This is a genomic window from Streptomyces sp. bgisy100 (genome assembly GCF_057709105.1).
The window spans coordinates 24,305-41,726 of record NZ_JBYITE010000008.1 but is presented as its reverse complement, the minus strand read 5'-3'; the positions used below and the strand labels follow the sequence as shown (position 1 = coordinate 41,726).

General features: G+C 72.2%; 15 protein-coding genes. 13 read left to right on the top strand and 2 right to left on the bottom strand.

Annotated elements, in window-relative coordinates; genetic code table 11:
* Positions 1 to 62: 62 nt before the first annotated feature.
* The 12 genes from AC3EQ1_RS07765 (at position 63) to AC3EQ1_RS07710 (ending at position 13,486) form a co-directional block, all read left to right on the top strand.
* On the top strand, positions 63 to 992 hold the full coding sequence (locus tag AC3EQ1_RS07765) for an ABC transporter permease (RefSeq protein ID WP_432093549.1): 930 nt from the start codon (positions 63 to 65) through the stop codon (positions 990 to 992).
* A complete protein-coding gene (locus AC3EQ1_RS07760) occupies positions 985 to 1,767 on the top strand; it encodes an ABC transporter ATP-binding protein (protein WP_388846471.1) in 783 nt (260 codons plus the stop codon). The genes AC3EQ1_RS07765 and AC3EQ1_RS07760 overlap by 8 nt, the downstream gene beginning before the upstream one ends.
* A gap of 532 nt (positions 1,768 to 2,299) precedes the next feature.
* Positions 2,300 to 3,196, top strand: coding sequence for a squalene synthase HpnC (gene hpnC, locus AC3EQ1_RS07755; protein ID WP_432093548.1), 897 nt, complete (start codon positions 2,300 to 2,302; stop codon positions 3,194 to 3,196).
* Between the two features lie 9 nt (positions 3,197 to 3,205).
* The gene (gene hpnD / locus AC3EQ1_RS07750) at positions 3,206 to 4,147 is read left to right on the top strand and encodes a presqualene diphosphate synthase HpnD (RefSeq protein WP_432093547.1); all 942 of its coding nucleotides are present in this window, start codon (positions 3,206 to 3,208) and stop codon (positions 4,145 to 4,147) included.
* Positions 4,148 to 4,283: 136 nt separating this feature from the next.
* Complete coding sequence (gene hpnE, locus AC3EQ1_RS07745) at positions 4,284 to 5,762, top strand: hydroxysqualene dehydroxylase HpnE (protein WP_432093546.1); 1,479 nt, start codon at positions 4,284 to 4,286, stop codon at positions 5,760 to 5,762.
* A gap of 83 nt (positions 5,763 to 5,845) precedes the next feature.
* The gene (locus AC3EQ1_RS07740) at positions 5,846 to 6,904 is read left to right on the top strand and encodes a polyprenyl synthetase family protein (RefSeq protein ID WP_432093545.1); all 1,059 of its coding nucleotides are present in this window, start codon (positions 5,846 to 5,848) and stop codon (positions 6,902 to 6,904) included.
* Between the two features lie 156 nt (positions 6,905 to 7,060).
* On the top strand, positions 7,061 to 9,223 hold the full coding sequence (gene shc / locus AC3EQ1_RS07735) for a squalene--hopene cyclase (RefSeq protein WP_432093544.1): 2,163 nt from the start codon (positions 7,061 to 7,063) through the stop codon (positions 9,221 to 9,223).
* Positions 9,220 to 9,900, top strand: a complete 681-nt coding sequence (locus AC3EQ1_RS07730) for a phosphorylase family protein (RefSeq protein WP_351514337.1) — start codon at positions 9,220 to 9,222, stop codon at positions 9,898 to 9,900. The genes shc and AC3EQ1_RS07730 overlap by 4 nt, the downstream gene beginning before the upstream one ends.
* Positions 9,901 to 9,905: 5 nt before the next feature.
* Positions 9,906 to 10,928, top strand: coding sequence for an adenosyl-hopene transferase HpnH (gene hpnH / locus AC3EQ1_RS07725; protein ID WP_432093543.1), 1,023 nt, complete (start codon positions 9,906 to 9,908; stop codon positions 10,926 to 10,928).
* Positions 10,929 to 11,065: 137 nt separating this feature from the next.
* A complete protein-coding gene (locus AC3EQ1_RS07720) occupies positions 11,066 to 12,505 on the top strand; it encodes an aspartate aminotransferase family protein (protein ID WP_432093542.1) in 1,440 nt (479 codons plus the stop codon).
* Positions 12,506 to 12,578: 73 nt separating this feature from the next.
* Positions 12,579 to 13,211: a helix-turn-helix domain-containing protein gene (locus tag AC3EQ1_RS07715; protein WP_432093541.1), complete on the top strand. Its 633-nt coding sequence runs from the start codon at positions 12,579 to 12,581 to the stop codon at positions 13,209 to 13,211.
* A gap of 128 nt (positions 13,212 to 13,339) precedes the next feature.
* Positions 13,340 to 13,486 carry a DUF6126 family protein gene (locus AC3EQ1_RS07710; RefSeq protein ID WP_432093540.1) on the top strand — a complete coding sequence of 49 codons (147 nt, stop codon included), beginning with the start codon at positions 13,340 to 13,342 and terminating at the stop codon, positions 13,484 to 13,486.
* 357 nt (positions 13,487 to 13,843) lie between these two features.
* On the opposite strand, the gene AC3EQ1_RS07705 is transcribed toward AC3EQ1_RS07710, so the two are convergent.
* A complete protein-coding gene (locus AC3EQ1_RS07705; protein WP_432093539.1) occupies positions 13,844 to 14,983 on the bottom strand; it encodes a hypothetical protein in 1,140 nt (379 codons plus the stop codon).
* A 424-nt stretch (positions 14,984 to 15,407) separates the two neighbouring features.
* A complete protein-coding gene (locus tag AC3EQ1_RS07700; RefSeq protein WP_432093538.1) occupies positions 15,408 to 16,226 on the bottom strand; it encodes a tyrosine-protein phosphatase in 819 nt (272 codons plus the stop codon).
* Between the two features lie 204 nt (positions 16,227 to 16,430).
* Here AC3EQ1_RS07700 and AC3EQ1_RS07695 point away from each other — a divergent pair, with 204 nt between their 5' ends.
* Entirely contained in the window at positions 16,431 to 17,249 is an 819-nt protein-coding gene (locus AC3EQ1_RS07695; RefSeq protein WP_432093537.1) for an SGNH/GDSL hydrolase family protein, read from the top strand.
* Positions 17,250 to 17,422: the final 173 nt, after the last annotated feature.

Here is a 17,422-nt window from a genome sequence, read left to right as displayed (position 1 = left end):
GCCGCCGGCGTCGGTGCCACGCCCGATCCGGCTGCGCATCTCGAAGACGAAAGTTTCCATTAGTGAGTGAGACAACGCATGACGGTGCGGTCGCGGTGAGCGCCCCGCCATCACCTGACGAGGGACTGTCCCCGGCGGAGCTGGCGGACAAGTACGGGCTGTCCGTCAGCGGTGCCCGTCCGGGCCTCGGCGCCTACGTGGGCCAGCTCTGGGGGCGCCGTCACTTCATCCTGGCCTTCTCGCAGGCGAAGCTCACGGCCCAGTACAGCCAGGCGAAGCTCGGTCAGCTGTGGCAGGTGGCGACTCCGCTGCTGAACGCCCTCGTCTACTTCCTGATCTTCGGCCTGATCCTCGAGGCCGGCCGGGGCATGGACCTCAAGGTCTACATCCCGTTCCTGGTCACCGGTGTCTTCGTCTTCACCTTCACCCAGAGCTCCGTGATGGCCGGTGTCCGCGCGATCTCGGGCAACCTCGGACTGGTCCGCGCGCTGCACTTCCCGCGCGCCTCGCTGCCGATCTCGTTCGCCCTGCAGCAGCTCCAGCAGCTGCTGTTCTCGATGATCGTCCTCTTCGTCGTGGCGGTCGCCTTCGGCAGCTACCCCTCCATGGCGTGGCTGCTGATCGTCCCGGCCCTGGCGCTGCAGTTCCTCTTCAACATGGGGCTCGCGCTGATCATGGCCCGGATGGGGGCCAAGACCCCCGACCTGGCCCAGCTGATGCCGTTCGTCATGCGGACGTGGATGTACGCCTCGGGCGTGATGTTCTCGATCCCGCTGGTGCTGGAGGGCAAGCCCGCCTGGATCGCCGACGTCCTGCAGTGGAACCCGGCAGCCGTCTACATGGACCTCATCCGCTTCGCACTGATCGACGGCTACAGCGGAAAGAACCTGCCGCCGCACGTCTGGGCCCTCGGGCTCGGCTGGGCCGTGCTCGTCGCCGTCGGCGGCTTTGTGTACTTCTGGAAGGCGGAGGAGCGGTACGGCCGTGGCTGAGCAGGAGACGGGGGCACGGATCCCCACCGTCATCGCGGACGAGCTGCACATCGTCTACCGCGTCAACGGCGCCCGGACGGGCAAGGGCAGCGCCACCGCGGCGCTGAGCCGCATCGTGAAGCGGGGCGGCGAGTCGCCGGGCGTCCGCAAGGTGCACGCGGTGCGCGGGGTGACCTTCACCGCGTACCGGGGCGAGGCGATCGGTCTGATCGGGTCGAACGGCTCCGGGAAGTCGACCCTGCTGCGGGCCGTCGCGGGCCTGCTGCCGCCGGAGAGCGGCAAGGTCTACACCGACGGCCAGCCCTCGCTGCTGGGCGTGAACGCGGCGCTGATGAACGACCTGACCGGTGAGCGGAACGTCATCCTCGGCGGCCTGGCCATGGGCATGACCCGGGAGCAGATCCGCGAGCGGTACCAGGGCATCGTCGACTTCTCCGGGATCAACGAGAAGGGCGACTTCATCACCCTGCCGATGCGCACGTACTCCTCCGGCATGGCGGCCCGGCTGCGGTTCTCGATCGCGGCGGCCAAGGACCACGACGTGCTGATGATCGACGAGGCGCTGGCCACCGGCGACCGGAAGTTCCAGAAGCGCTCCGAGGCCCGCATCCGGGAGCTGCGCAAGGAAGCCGGCACGGTCTTCCTGGTCAGCCACAACAACAAGTCGATCCGGGACACCTGCGACCGCGTGCTGTGGCTGGAGAAGGGCGAGCTGGTCATGGACGGCCCGACCGACGAGGTCATCAAGGCCTACGAGAAGGAGACGGGGAAGTAGCCCGTCCGACGCTCTGCCCGTGGTGAAGGCCCCTGCCGGAGCACGACCGACTGGCGGGGGCCTCCGCACGCCCGGTACCGGTCCGGGACCGCTCCTGCGGCGGCACCGGAGTGACCCCCTCCGTTCGACGGACTGCTGTACGGCGTAAGCTGTGCCGGTGCGCAATTGCGGCAAGTCGGGCGTAACGCCCGGGGTGTCGTTGTTGGGTGGTGTGCATCGTCGCAGGCGGGCGGGCGGCGTGTCCGAAATAGGATGTTCTGGGTCGGCAGTGTAGAACGGGAGATGTGACGGCTATGGCTACGGGTACTCTCCGGCTCCGGGGTACGTGCGCCGTCCCCCGCCCGGGTTCACCCCTGGCATCCGGCACGGGCGCCGCCACCGCCCCCGGTACGGGCGCCACCACCGCCGCCGGTACGGGCGGCACCACCGCCCCGGCCTCCGGCACGCACCGTCCCCCGGCGCCCCTCCCGGGCGGCACGGCCTCCTCCGACTGCACGTCCTTCCCCGACGGCACGGCGCCCGGCGGGCGGCGATGACGGCGGGCACGGCCGAGCACACCCGCGCGGTCCTCGACAAGGCGCGCCGGGAGAACTTCCCCGTGGCGCCCCGGTTCCTGCCCCGCGCCTGGCGCAGCGACCTGATGGCCGTCTACGGCTACGCCCGGCTCGTCGACGACATCGGCGACGGCGACCTCGCCCCCGGCGGCACGGACGCGGTCCTGCTCGGCCTCGGCCGCGCCCGCGCCGACGACCGCCTCGCCCTGCTGGACGCCCTCGAAGCCGACCTGAACCGCGTCTTCGCCGCCGGCGGGGAGCCGCGCCACCCGCTGCTGGCCGCGCTCCGGCCGACCGTGGAGCGCTGCGGCCTCACCCCCGACCCGTTCCGCGGCCTCCTGGAGGCGAACCGGCAGGACCAGCGGATCCGCCGCTACGCCACCCACGACGACCTCCTCGGGTACTGCGAGCTGTCCGCGAACCCCGTCGGCCGGCTCGTCCTCGCCGTCACCGGCTCCACCACCCCCGAGCGGGTGCGCCGTTCGGACGCGGTCTGCACCGGACTGCAGATCGTCGAACACCTCCAGGACGTCGCCGAGGACCTCGGCCGCGACCGCATCTACCTGCCCGCCGACGCCATGAAGCGCTTCGGCGTCACCGAGGCCGACCTCGGCGCCGCCCACGCGAGCACCGCGGTGCGCGAACTGATCGCCTTCGAGGCGGCCCGCGCCCGGGAGCTGCTGGACGAAGGCACCCCGCTGGTCGGCAGCGTCCGCGGCCGGCTCAGGCTGCTGCTCGCCGGATTCCTGGCCGGCGGCCGCGCCGCGCTGCGGGCCCTTGCCGCGGCCCGGTACGACGTCCTCCCCGGCCCGCCCAGGCCCACCAAGCTCGACCTCGTGCGCGAGCTGGGGGCGACACTGCGAAGAGAGGGGTGAGCCGGAACCGTGAACGGATCCGTACCCGCGTCCGCCCCGGTGCTCGCTGCGTACAGCTACTGCGAGACCGTCACCGGACAGCAGGCCCGCAACTTCGCCTACGGCATCAGGCTGCTGCCGGCCGACAAGCGGCAGGCCATGTCGGCGCTCTACGCCTTCTCGCGCCGGATCGACGACATCGGTGACGGCAGCCTGGCCCCCGAGGTCAAGCAGGCGCGGCTGGAGGACACCCGCGCGCTGCTCGGCCGCGTCCGGGACGGCCGGATCGAGCCCGACGACACCGACCCCGTCGCCGTGGCCCTCGCCGATGCCGCCGCCCGCTTCCCCATCCCCCTCGGCGGGCTCGACGAACTCATCGACGGCGTCCTGATGGACGTGCGCGGCGAGCGGTACGAGACCTGGGAGGACCTGCGCGTCTACTGCCGGTGCGTGGCCGGGGCGATCGGCCGGCTGTCCCTGGGGGTGTTCGGCACGGCGGGCCGCGGCGCGCCCGAGGCGGACCGCGCCGCCGAGTACGCGGACACGCTCGGCCTCGCCCTGCAGCTCACCAACATCCTGCGGGACGTCCGGGAGGACGCCGGGAACGGCCGGACGTACCTGCCCGCCGAGGACCTCGCCAAGTTCGGCTGTTCCGCGGGGTTCCACCAGGAGCGGCCCCCCGCCGGCGCCGACTTCACCGGCCTCGTCCAGTTCGAGGTGGAGCGGGCCCGCGCCCTCTTCGCCGAGGGGTTCCGGCTGCTGCCGCTGCTCGACCGGCGCAGCGGGGCCTGTGTCGCGGCGATGGCGGGCATCTACCGCCGGCTGCTGGACCGCATCGCCCGCGACCCGCAGGCCGTGCTGCGCGGACGGGTCTCGCTGCCGGGGCGCGAGAAGGCGTACGTCGCGGTCCGCGGCCTGTCCGGCCTGGACGCGCGGCACATCACCCGGCATTCGGTCCGGGGGCGCGCCTGATGGCCCCGGACCGCACCCTGCCGACGGCCCGCCGGACGGCCGCCGTCCGTCCCCGGGCAACCCTCGGGCGGCCCACTGCGTCGTGGAGGGCGGTGGCCGGAAACCACCACGGCACCGCACCGGCTCAGGAGGGCAGATGACACCGGACAGCACGCCGTCCGGCCTGCCCCGCCAGGGCACGCCGGACGCCGCCGCGCGCACCGCCGTCGTCGTCGGCGGCGGACTCGCCGGCATCACCGCGGCGCTCCAACTCGCCGACGCCGGCATGCGGGTGACCCTGGTCGAGGGCCGGCCGCGGCTCGGCGGACTCGCGTTCTCCTTCCGCCGCGAGGGCGCGGCCGGGGAGCTCACCGTCGACAACGGCCAGCACGTCTACCTGCGCTGCTGCACCGCCTACCGCTGGTTCCTCGACCGCATCGAGGGCAGCCGGCTCGCGCCGCTCCAGGACCGCCTGGACGTCCCCGTCCTGGACGCCGGGACCGGGGGCGCCCCACGGCTGGGACGGCTGCGCCGCACCGCGCTGCCGGTCCCGCTGCACCTGGCCGGCGGCCTCGCCCGCTACCCGCACCTCTCGCCGGCCGAGCGGGTCGGCGTGGCCCGGGCCGCGCTCGCCCTCAAGGGGCTCGATCCGGCCGATCCGGCCCTGGACGGCACCGACTTCGCGAGCTGGCTGCGCCGCCACGGCCAGTCGGAGCGCGCCGTCGAGGCGCTCTGGGACCTCGTCGGCGTCGCCACGCTCAACGCCCGCGCCGCGGAGGTCTCCCTCGGGCTCGCCGCCATGGTCTTCCGGACCGGGCTGCTCTCCCGGCCGGGCGCCGCGGACATCGGCTGGGCCCGGGTGCCGCTCGGCACGCTGCACGACACCCTCGCCCGCACCGCGCTCGACGCGGCCGGTGTGAGGACCGTGCTGCAGGGCCGCGTCCGCTCCGTCACCCCGGCCCCGGACGGCGGCTGGCACCTCGGGCTGCGCCGCGGAGGCGAACCGGAGGAGCGGCGACACGCCGACGCGGTGGTGCTGGCCGTCCCGCAGGACGAGACCGCCGCGCTGCTCCCCGAGGGCGCCCTCGACGACCCCGGCCGGCTCCGCGCGATCGGCACCTCGCCGATCCTCAACGTCCATGTCGTCTACGACCGTCCGGTGCTGCGCCGCCCGTTCTTCGCCGCGCTCGGCACCCCGGTCCAGTGGGTCTTCGACCGGACGGACGCCTCCGGGCTCACCGGCGGCGGCCAGTACCTGGCGCTGTCCCAGTCCGCCGCGCACGACGAGATCGACACCCCGGCCGGCGCCCTGCGTGAACGCTACCTGCCGGAGCTGGCGCGGCTGCTGCCCGCAGCCCGGAGTGCGCAGGTGAGAGACTTCTTCGTGACCCGGGAGCGAACAGCGACGTTCGCCCCCGCTCCGGGCGTCGGACGGCTCCGCCCCGCGGCCCGGACCCGGGCACCCGGCCTCTACCTGGCCGGTGCGTGGACCGACACAGGCTGGCCCGCGACCATGGAGGGCGCCGTCCGCAGCGGGATCACCGCGGCGCGGGCAGCACTCTCGGAACAGGGCCGCCCGCATCTCGACCCTCCCCCCGCCTTCCGGCGGGGGAACCCGCAGCAGGAGGCGGCATGACCGCGTTCGTAACGGGGGCGGAGCCCCGAACCCCCGGGACCACGGGACACACCCCCGGGACCACAGGACACAGAGGAGAGACCGTGTCTTCGGAAAACCCGGCGATCGACACCGCGGGCGTCACCGCCCTGCTGGAGCGCGGACGGACGCTCGCCACCCCGGTGCTGCGTGCCGCCGTGGACCGGCTGGCGCCGCCCATGGACACGGTCGCCGCCTATCACTTCGGCTGGATCGACGCCGCGGGCCAGGCCGCGGCGGGGGACGGCGGCAAGGCCGTACGCCCCGCCCTCGCCCTGCTGTCCGCCGAGGCGGCCGGCGCCCCGCCCGAGACGGGCATCCCCGGCGCCGTCGCCGTGGAACTGGTGCACAACTTCTCGCTGCTGCACGACGACCTGATGGACGGCGACGAGCAGCGCCGGCACCGGGACACCGTCTGGAAGGTCCACGGACCCGCCCAGGCGATCCTGGTCGGTGACGCGCTGTTCGCGCTGGCCAACGAGATCCTGCTGGAGCTCGGCACGGTCGACGCGGGGCGCGCCACCCGGCGGCTCACCACCGCCACCCGCAAGCTGATCGACGGCCAGGCCCAGGACATCTCCTACGAGCACCGCGAGCGGGTCACCGTCGAGGAGTGCCTGGAGATGGAGGGCAACAAGACCGGCGCCCTGCTGGCCTGCGCGGTCTCCATCGGCGCGGTCCTCGGCGGCGCCGACGACCGGATGGCCGACTCGCTGGAGGCCTACGGCTACCACCTCGGGCTCGCCTTCCAGGCCATCGACGACCTGCTCGGCATCTGGGGCGACCCGGAGGCCACCGGCAAGCAGACCTGGAGCGACCTGCGGCAGCGGAAGAAGTCCCTGCCGGTCGTGGCGGCACTCGCCGCCGGCGGCCACGCGTCCGACCGGCTCGCCGAGCTCCTCGCCGCCGACGCCAAGAGCACCGACCTCGACAACTTCGACGAGCAGGCGTTCGCCAACCGCGCCGCCCTCATCGAGGAGGCCGGCGGCCGGGAGTGGACCTCCCAGGAGGCCCGCCGGCAGCACGCCACCGCCGTCGGGGCGCTCGACGGCGTGGACATGCCCCCGCGCGTCCGCGAGCAGCTCGTGGCCCTCGCGGACTTCGTGGTCGTCCGGCAGCGATGAGCCGCCGCCCGACGGAGATCCACCACAACCTCATATAGCGCGCAGTCGCCGGCCGGCCGCCCCTCCCGCCCTGTTCGCAGGCGGGCCGGGCGCCGGCCGACGGCAGGCCCCAGCACAGCAGAGAACCCACCGGACTCACTGCACGAAGGGGAAGCCATGACTGCGACGACCGACGGCGGCAGCGGGACCGTACCGCCCGGCGCGCCCTCGGCCACCCGGCCGCCCGCACCCGCCGCCCCGGCTCCAGGGGCCGCGTCCGCACCCGTATCCCCGACACCCGGGGCCACGCCCGCACCCGTATCCCCAGTTCCTGGGGCCGCGTCCGCACCCGCCGCGCCGGCGCCCGTCGGACCCGCCCCGGCGGCCGCTCCCGGGGCCCCCGCGGTCCGGGAGGCGGCCGAGCGGGCGGCCGGCCGGGCCGTACGGGACCTGCTCGGCCGGCAGGACCCGCAGGGCTGGTGGAAGGGCGACCTCCAGACCAACGTCACCATGGACGCCGAGGACCTGATGCTCCGGCAGTTCCTGGGGATCCGGGACGCGCGGACCACCGAGGCCGCCGCCCGCTTCATCCGCTCCGAGCAGCGGGCCGACGGCCCCTGGCCCACCTTCCACGGCGGCCCCGGCGAACTCTCCGCCACCGTCGAGGCCTATGTGGCGCTGCGGCTCGCGGGCGACGCGCCCGACGCCCCGCACATGGCCGCGGCGTCCGCCTGGGTCCGCGACCGGGGCGGCATCGCCGCCACCCGCGTCTTCACCCGCATCTGGCTCGCCCTCTTCGGCTGGTGGCGCTGGGAGGACCTGCCCGAGCTGCCGCCCGAGCTCATCGCTCTGCCCCGCTGGTTCCCGCTCAACATCTACGCCTTCGGCTGCTGGGCGCGGCAGACCGTCGTGCCGCTCACCGTGGTCTCCGCGAAGCGGCCGGTGCGCCCCGCCCCGTTCCCCCTGGACGAGCTGCACGCCCCGGCCGGCGCCGCCGCGTCCGCCCGCCGGGCCCCCGCCACCGGCTGGGACGCCCTCTTCCAGGGGCTGGACCGGGCCCTGCACGCCTACCGCAGGGTCGCCGTCCGCCCGCTCCGCCGGGCCGCCCTCAACAGCTGCGCCCGGTGGATCGTCGAACGCCAGGAGAACGACGGCTGCTGGGGCGGCATCCAGCCGCCCGCCGTCTACTCCGTCATCGCCCTGCACCTCCTCGGCTACGACCTGGACCACCCGGTGCTGCGCGCGGGACTGGAGTCGCTGGACCGCTTCGCCGTCTGGCGGGAGGACGGCAGCCGCATGATCGAGGCCTGCCAGTCCCCGGTCTGGGACACCTGCCTCGCCGTCATCGCGCTGGCCGACGCCGGGGTGCCCGCCGACGACCCGGCGCTGGTGAAGGCCGCCGACTGGATGCTCGCCGAACAGGTCGTCCGGCCCGGCGACTGGGCGGTGCGGCGGCCCGGACTCCCGCCCGGGGGCTGGGCGTTCGAATTCCACAACGACGTCTACCCGGACATCGACGACACCGCCGAGGTCGTCCTCGCGCTCCGCCGGGTCCGGCACCCCGACCCGGCCCGGGTCGAGGACGCGGTCCGGCGCGGGGTGCGCTGGAGCGCCGGGATGCAGTCCCGGAACGGCGCGTGGGCGGCCTTCGACGCCGACAACACCAGCTCCCTGCCGGGCCGGCTGCCGTTCTGCGACTTCGGCGAGGTCACCGACCCGCCGTCCGCCGACGTCACCGCGCACATGGTGGAGATGCTGGTGGGGGAGGGCCGGGCCGCCGATCCGCGCACCCGGCGCGGCGTCCACTGGCTGCTCGCCGAACAGGAGCCGAGCGGCGCCTGGTTCGGCCGCTGGGGCACCAACTACGTCTACGGCACCGGATCCGTCGTCCCCGCACTGATCGCCGCTGGCGTCCCCGCCTCGCACCCCGCCGTCCGCCGCGCCGTCGGCTGGCTGGAGAGCGTCCAGAACGAGGACGGCGGCTGGGGCGAGGACCAGCGCTCCTACAGCGACCCCGAGTGGGCCGGCCGCGGCGCCTCCACGGCCTCGCAGACCGGCTGGGCCCTGCTCGCCCTGCTCGCCGCGGGGGAGCGCGACGGCACGGCCGTCACCCGCGGAGTGGAGTGGCTGGCCCGGACCCAGCGCGAGGACGGCACCTGGGACGAGCCGTACTTCACCGGCACCGGCTTCCCCTGGGACTTCTCGATCAACTATCACCTCTACCGGCAGGTCTTCCCGCTGACCGCCCTCGGCCGCTACCTGCACGGCACCGGCGACGTCCGCGGAGCGGGGCCGGAGCCCGGCGGCCCGCGGCGCACCGACCTCCACCGGGCCCCCTGATGGCCGCCCCCGCCACCGGACCGCTGGTCATCGCCTGCGCGCTGGGCATCGAGCGCTTCGCCCTGCGCAGCGGCGACCGCAGCGGCGCGGCGGGCCCGCTGACCGTGCTGCGCACCGGGATGGGCCCGGCCGCGGCGGAGCGCACCGTGCTGCGCACGCTGCGTGACGATCCGGCCCACCGGGGCGCGGCGGTCATCGCCACCGGCTTCTGCGCCGGCCTCGCCCCCGGTATGCACCCGGGGGACCTGGTCCTCGCCGACGAGACCCGGGACGCCGAGGGGAGCATCCCCTGCTCCGGCACGGAGGTGCTGGCCGGGGCGCTCACCCGGCTGCTCCGGGACCGGCCCGGCGTCGGCCTCCACCGCGGCCCGCTGACCGGCTCGGACCACGTGGTGCGCGGCGCCGAGCGGGCCACGCTGCGCGCCACCGGGGCCATCGCGGTGGACATGGAGTCGGCCGCGACCCTGCGCAGCGCCACCCGGGTGCCCCGCGACGCCGCGGACGGGCAGGCCGGGCCGCGTCCGGTTGCGGCCGTACGGGTGGTCGTGGACGCTCCAGAGCATGAGCTCGTCCGCGTGGGGACGCTCCGCGGTGGAATATCAGCCTTCCGCGTACTGCGCGCTGTCCTTCCGGCTTTCTTCGAATGGCACCGATCTCTGCTGCTCCCCTGGAGGTGAGCTAGATGGCCATGCCGCTCCGCCAGTCCATCCGGGTCGGGACGTACCTTCTGGAACAGAAGCTACGGCGGCGGGCGAAGTTCCCCCTGATCGTCGAGCTCGAACCGCTGTACGCCTGCAATCTCAAGTGCGAGGGCTGCGGGAAGATCCAGCACCCCGCCGGGGTGCTGCGCCAGCGCATGCCGGTCGCTCAGGCGGTCGGCGCCGTGCTGGAGTCCGGTGCCCCGATGGTCTCCATCGCGGGCGGCGAGCCGCTGATGCACCCGCAGATCGACGAGATCGTCGACCAGCTGGTGGCCAAGCGGAAGTACGTCTTCCTGTGCACCAACGCGATGCTGCTCCGCAAGAAGATCGACAAGTTCACCCCCTCCCCCTACTTCGCCTTCGCCGTGCACATCGACGGCCTGCGCGAGCGGCACGACGAGTCCGTGGCCAAGGAGGGTGTGTTCGACGAGGCGGTGGCCGCGATCAAGGAGGCCAAGCGCCGCGGCTTCCGGGTCACCACCAACTCGACCTTCTTCAACACCGACACCCCGCAGACCGTGGTGGAGGTGCTCAACTACCTCAATGACGACCTCCGCGTCGACCAGATGATGATCTCGCCCGCCTACGCCTACGAGAAGGCCCCCGACCAGGAGCACTTCCTCGGGGTGGAACAGACCCGCGAGCTGTTCAAGAAGTCCTTCGCCGGCGGCAACCGGCGCCGCTGGCGGCTCAACCACAGCCCGCTCTTCCTGGACTTCCTCGAGGGCAAGGCCGACTTCCCCTGCACCGCGTGGGCGATCCCCAACTACTCGCTCTTCGGCTGGCAGCGCCCCTGCTACCTGATGGCCGACGGCTATGTGCCCACCTACCGGGAGCTGATCGAGGACACCGACTGGGAGGCCTACGGCCGGGGCAGGGACCCGCGCTGTGCGAACTGCATGGCGCACTGCGGCTACGAGCCCACGGCCGTGCTCGCCACCATGGGCTCCCTCAAGGAGTCGCTGCGCGCCGCCCGCGACACCGTGGGCGGAAATCACGGGTGAGCCGGGTGCCCGGGAGGCGACCGGTCCGGCCCCGGGGCCGGACCGGTGCCCCGGGCCGGATCCACCGGGGCACCTCCCGCCGGGCGGCGCCCCGTCCAGCCGTCGGCCCCGGCCGGTCCGGGCCGTGAGGAGAGTGCATGACATCCGCTGAGTCCGTCGGGCCCACCGGCCCCGCCGAGCCCGCCGGGCGGGGGAGCAAGGACTTCGACCTCGGACGGCTGCTCGCCGAGCGCGGCGCCGAGCGCTACGGCCTGCACACCCGGTACCTCAACCACCAACTGCCGCGCATGCTGCACACCATCGGTTTCGACAAGGTCTACGAGCGGGCCGAGGGCGCGTACTTCTGGGACGAGGACGGCCTGGACTACCTCGACATGCTCGCCGGCTTCGGCGTGATGGGCCTGGGCCGGCACCACCCGGTCGTCCGCAAGGCCCTGCACGACGTCCTCGACGCCTCCCTCGCCGACCTCACCCGCTTCGACTGCCAGCCGCTGCCCGGCCTGCTCGCCGAGCGGCTCCTCGGCCACGCCCCCCACCTGGACCGGGTATTCTTCGGCAACAGCGGCGCGGAGGCGGTGGAGACCGCGCTCAAGTTCGCCCGCTACGCCACCGGCAAGCCGCGCGTCGTCCACTGCACCCACGGCTTCCACGGGCTGACCACCGGCTCCCTCTCGGTCAACGGCGAGGAGTGCTTCCGCGCCGGCTTCGCCCCGCTGCTGCCCGACACCGCCATCGCCCTGGGCGACCTGGAGGCCCTGGAACGGGAGCTGCGGCGCGGCGACGTCGCGGCGTTCATCGTCGAACCGGTCCAGGGCAAGGGTGTGCACGCGGCCCCGCCCGGCTTCCTGCTCGCCGCCCAGCACCTGCTGCGCCGCCACAAGGCCCTGCTCATCTCCGACGAGGTGCAGACCGGTCTCGGCCGCACCGGCGACTTCTTCGCCTACCAGCACGAGGAGGGCGTCGAACCGGACCTGGTGTGCGTGGCCAAGGCGCTCTCCGGCGGCTACGTCCCGGTCGGCGCCACCCTCGGCCGGGACTGGATCTTCCGGCGGGTCTACTCCTCCATGGACCGGGTGCTCATCCACTCCGCCAGCTTCGGCGGCAACGCCCAGGCCATGGCGGCGGGGCTGGCCACCCTCGCGGTGCTGGAGGACGAGGGCATCGTGGCCAACGCCCGGCACACCGGCGACCTGCTGCGCTCCCGGCTCGCGGCGCTGGTCGACCGGTACGAGCTGCTGCACGACGTCCGCGGCCGGGGCCTGATGATCGGCATCGAGTTCGGGCGGCCGAAGTCGCTGGTGCTGCGCAGCCGGTGGACGATGCTCCAGGCCGCCCGCAAGGGGCTGTTCGCGCAGATGGTGGTGGTCCCGCTGCTCCAGCGGCACCGCATCCTCACCCAGGTCTCCGGCGACCGGCTCGAAGTGATCAAGCTGATTCCCCCGCTGATCATCGGGGAGCGTGAGGTGGACCGCTTCGTCACGGCGTTCACCGAGGTCATGGACGACGCCCACAGCGGCGGCGGGCTGCTCTGGGACTTCGGCCGCACGCTGGTGAAGCAGGCGGTGGTGGAGCGCTGACCGCCGCTTCTGGGCTTTTGCCTCTGGGGCAACGTGCTTGCCTCGGAGGCAGGGGCTCTGGCTCAATCGGGGTATGACACCCGAGACCGGACAGCGGTCCGGCGGCCCGCCGCCGGAGGAGCTGCCGGCCGTCGCGCCCCGGCTGCGGGAGCTGCGGCGGGCCGGCGCCCTGACGCTGGAGGAGGCCGCCCGCCGGGTCGGCCTCTCGCCCGCACATCTGTCGCGGCTGGAGACGGGCCTCCGGCAGCCCTCGCTCCCGGTGCTGCTCGCCCTCGCCCGCGCCTACGGTACGACGGTCTCGGAGCTGCTCGGCGAGCGGCCCCCGGACCCGGACTCCGTCATCCGGGCCTCCCGCGCGGAGCCGGCCGAGGCCGAGGGCTGGACGTACTGGCAGGCCGGCGCTCCGGGCCGCGCCATGCAGGCGCTCCGGGTGCATGTGCCGGCCGGCGGTCGGCAGGGCGACCTGGTGCGGGTGCACCCCGGCGAGGAGTGGATCCACGTCCTCGGCGGCAGGCTCCGGCTGACGCTGGGGGACGGCGCGGAGATCCTGGAGCCCGGCGACTCCGCGCACTTCGACTCGCTCACCCCGCACCGGATCGCGGCCGTTTCGGCGGGCGGCGCGGACCTGCTCTTCGTCCACACCCTGCTGCGGAGCGGCGCCACCGAGCTGTGCCTCGGCGGTGAGCAGCCCCGCCGCACCTTCTGACCCCGCCGCACGTCCTGACCCGCGGCCCCGGATCCCGGGCCCGCTCCCCTCCCGGAACGCTCCCTGCGCACCCAGGGCGTCCCCGGTGTGCCCGAGTGCGCCCCGGGGCCGTCCGGAAAGGCTCCCGTATGCCACCCAAGGACGAACCGGGCGTCGAGCGCGAGGACGGCCGCTTCCCCCGCGGACTCGTCCTCCGGCTCTTCGCCTACCTGGTGGCCGGCCATCTCTTCGCCGGCTTCCTCTACCTGCTCTTCTCCATCGGGGCCGACCGCTAGTGAGCCGGTCCGGAGATCCTGTCGCAGTAGCGGCAGTAGCGGCAGTAGCGGCAGTAGCGGCAGATGCGGTCGATGGTCCGGTCTGCGGTCCTGGTCCATCTGAAGGGCCGGGCCTGGTCGTTCCAGGCCTTGATCCGTCCTCAAGTGTGGCTGTCAGCTCGTCCACGGAGCAGGACACGCCGCGTTCGAGGCAGCGCCGTTGCAGTTCGGCGAACCACCGCTCGACCTGGTTGATCCAGGATGAGTACGTGGGTGTGAAGTGCAGCTCGAAGCGGAGATGCGCCGGCGGCTACTTGTGCACCACGGGCGCTTTTTGGGTGCGGAGGTATATCGGCACGGGCGCACTCCGGCGTCCCTTTAATGGTGATCCGCCAGCTGTAGCACTTTTTCTCGCATCTTCTCGTCGAAATCGGCCCCAAAGTCTTTGTGAACCGTCTTCTCCACCTTGTATTTAAGGTTTCCCGAGATCCCGCTCTTCAACCTCGCAAGGGCTATTGAGCAACTAAGGATGCCCTTGTCGTAAGCGGCGGCAAGAGGTGCGGAAGCCTCAATTGGGTCTGAGCGCAGAATCAGCGTTACGGCAGCATGCGGCCCAATGGAAACGAAGGAAGACGCCGGGACCTCCGTGGGCTCGTTCTCGGAGTCCAGGATCGTCTCTATTCTCAGAATTTCGACGGGCAGGGATGAAGTTGCCCCGCTCGTCGTCAGTGCAGCGTAGGGACTCAATACTGCGGCTCGGTTCCCCTTGTTTACGATCATCAGATCCACTCTGAAGGGCCCTGAATCTACAATTTCCCTCAGGCCGCCCATCAGGATATCCGCCCGCGACTGGTCGTATTTGATTGCGTCTATGGCAAACCCAAGGCACTTGTCCAGAGCTTCCTTGTCGAAAATCTTGATAGCCTCGACCAGCGGTAGCACACGATCTTCCAGGGCAGGTGAGTCGATGGTAAAGCTATGCCGGCGATCGGGCGGGAATATAATTGCCACAGACTTCGATCCATCAATGGTTTGGGTCTCGACAGAGCAGATGTCGGACGCCTCGCCCCTCTTCCCGTCTGTCTCTTTTGACAGAACGAGCTCGTTCCTGCGAACTCCTGTTGTGATTTCCCGGAAGGTGAGCTCGCCGTCATTCATTAGTTCGGTCATGAAGTCGATCTTGTCCTCGGTGCTCCTGCAATGCCAAATCCTCCTCCTCATCTCCCGGGCGAAATCGACTTGCCCCGGCGCTTCCGCTTGAACGTCCTTCGCGCGGCTGCGGATGCACTGGATCTTGCTGTCGGTTGCATGCTTTTCCAGGTCGAGATCTGAAAGTCTGAATGATTCGGAGATTTCCACCATCCTGTCGCCCACATCAGCCATGTCATCCGGGTGGCGGCCTTTAGTGATGGATATCAGGTTGAGGTTCAACCGGACGCGGTCTCGAATGGAGAGCAGCCAAAATCCGGCTGTTCCGCCCACCAGTGCGGCAGCGAGCGGGATTACATATTCAACCATTCTCATTCACCTTGCCAGATGAGTGGCTTGATACCACTAGCCAGTCCCTACCCGACATGAACTCCTCATCCCCAGTCGAACCCTGCTCATTCGTCCATGCAAGTCGGCGAGTCGGAGGTGGAGCTCCTCATGGTTGCGGGCGATCCTTGACTGATCGTTTCAGAATGAGGTTCGGAGTCGTCTCAAGCGGATGATGCTGCAGGTGAGTTGGAGGAGACCCGGTTGGAGACCGGTGCGCATCTCGTAGCGGATGCGGAGTCGCTTGAACTCGTGGAGCCAGGCGAAGTCCGGTCGACGACCCGGCGGGTAATTCCCAGGCCGGAGTCGCGGACTGTGCCTTTGTGGGCGATCTTGGGTGTGATGCCGCGGGGCTGGAGAAGGTGGCGCTACTGGATGTATTGACCCGCAGGGTTGTTGACGCAGGTCACGCGCCGGTGAGGAACCGTTCGCGGAGCCGCTCACGGTCGGCCGGGCCGAACTCCAGGCCCTCCCGCAGATAGGTGTCGACCGTGCCCCAGGTCTCGGCGATCGTCTCGAACGCCGCGGCCAGGTACTCGGCGCGGGCGTCGAAGAGCGGGCTCAGCAGCTCCCTGGCCTCGTCCGACAGGCGGGCCTCGGACTTGTCCTCGCGGTGCATCCGGTAGCGGCGGTGCGCGGCGTTGCTCGCCAGGTAGTCGGTCTCGATGGCGTCGCGCTCGACGCCGAGCGCGAGCAGGGCCACGGCGATCGACAGCCCGGCCCGGTCCTTGCCCGCGGCGCAGTGCATCAGTGCCGGGACGCTGTCGTCGGCGAGGGCGTGCAGCACCCGGCTGTGCTCGGCGGTGCGGTCCCGGATGATCTCGCGGTAGACGGTGGTCATCCGGGCGGCGGCCTTGCCGTCGCCGAGCACGCCCCGGAGCTGGTCCAGCTCGCCGTCGCGCACCATCTTCCAGAACTCGGCGCCGTGCGCCGGGTCGGTCAGCGGGATGTTGAGGTGGCGCACGCCCGGCAGCGCCACATCCGGGCCTTCGAGGGCCACATCGGCGGAGTTCCGGAAGTCGAAGATCGTGTGCAGGCCGAGCGAGGCCAGGAACGTGGCGTCCTCGGACGTCGCGCTCGCCAGATGGCCGCTCCGGAACAGCACGCCGGTCCGTACGCGCCGGCCGTCCGCGGCCGGCAGTCCGCCGACGTCACGGAAGTTGCGCACCCCCGCGAGCTCGGGTTCGGTCGACGGGGCCTGCGGGACCTGAGGCGTCTGCGTCACGGGCGCTCCTCGCTGTCGGCCGTCGACGCTCTCCGCCGACGAGGTGACTTCTCGACCCTACGGTATTGGTTGCCGGGGCAATCATTTCGACGGAAGAGGTTCTCTTCCGGGATGCGGGAAAATCAGCCGGTGGCCAATATCACGCCTCGTCAACCCCCGGTTACGGTGGCGTAGGTCACTCCTGGAGGTGAATCATCTGCTGACGTGGCAGACGATTCGACTTCAATCACCAGCGGGCTCATCGGGTCGTACGCGGCCGTCGGGGACAGCTTCACCGAAGGGGTCGGCGACCCCGGCCCGGGAGGCGCGTTCCTCGGCTGGGCCGACCGGCTCGCCGTCCTCCTCTCCGACGTGTACTCCGGTTCCGCCGACCCGGACGGCATCCCGCCCGAGGGCTTCCGGTACGCCAACCTCGCCGTCCGCGGCAGGCTGCTCGACCAGATCGTCGCCGAGCAGGTGCCCCGGGCCAAGGAGCTCGGCCCCGACCTCGTGAGCTTCTGCGCCGGTGGCAACGACATCCTCCGGCCGGGCAGCGACCCCGACGACGTGGCCGAGCGCTTCGAGGCGGCGGTCGCCGACCTGGCGGGCGCGGTGGGCACCGTCATGGTGTGCACCGGCTTCGACACCCGCGGCGTACCCGTCCTCCGTCACCTCCGGGGGAAGATCGCCACCTACACCGCCCACGTACGGGCCATCGCCGACCGCTACGACTGCCCGGTGCTGGATCTGTGGTCGCTGCGCTCGGTGCAGGACCGGCGGGCCTGGGACGGCGACCGGCTGCACCTCTCCCCGGACGGGCACACCCGGGTCGCGCTCCGTGCGGCCCAGGTCCTCGGCCTGCCGGTGCCCGCGGACCCGGACCAGCCGTGGCCGCCGGAGCCGGAGCGGGGCGCGGCCGAGGTGCGCCGGGACAACATCCAGTGGGCGCGCGAGCACCTGGTGCCGTGGATCGGCCGCCGGCTGCGGGGTGAGTCCTCGGGGGACCACGTCGAGCCCAAGCGTCCGGACCTGCTGCCGCTCTGAGCCGCGGCTGTCGTCCGGATCCGGGGCCACCGCTCCGGATCCGGGGCCACCACTCCGGTCCGGGGCGGCCACTCCGGTCCGGGGCGGCCCGACGCGGCCGGCCGGGGGAGTCCGCGGGGCTTCCGCGGTGGCCGCCCGGCGGCAGCGGTGTCCGGTCTGCGGCTGAACCCGCC

Bases quoted from the DNA above. Each gene is read 5' to 3' on its own strand.
- AC3EQ1_RS07710 (WP_432093540.1), top strand. From the start codon at position 13,340: ATGCCACCCAAGGACGAACCGGGCGTCGAGCGCGAGGACGGCCGCTTC.
- hpnH (WP_432093543.1), top strand. From the start codon at position 9,906: ATGGCCATGCCGCTCCGCCAGTCCATCCGGGTCGGGACGTACCTTCTG.
- hpnC (WP_432093548.1), top strand. From the start codon at position 2,300: ATGACGGCGGGCACGGCCGAGCACACCCGCGCGGTCCTCGACAAGGCG.
- shc (WP_432093544.1), top strand. From the start codon at position 7,061: ATGACTGCGACGACCGACGGCGGCAGCGGGACCGTACCGCCCGGCGCG.
- hpnE (WP_432093546.1), top strand. From the start codon at position 4,284: ATGACACCGGACAGCACGCCGTCCGGCCTGCCCCGCCAGGGCACGCCG.
- AC3EQ1_RS07705 (WP_432093539.1), bottom strand. From the start codon at position 14,983: ATGGTTGAATATGTAATCCCGCTCGCTGCCGCACTGGTGGGCGGAACA.
- AC3EQ1_RS07715 (WP_432093541.1), top strand. From the start codon at position 12,579: ATGACACCCGAGACCGGACAGCGGTCCGGCGGCCCGCCGCCGGAGGAG.
- AC3EQ1_RS07720 (WP_432093542.1), top strand. From the start codon at position 11,066: ATGACATCCGCTGAGTCCGTCGGGCCCACCGGCCCCGCCGAGCCCGCC.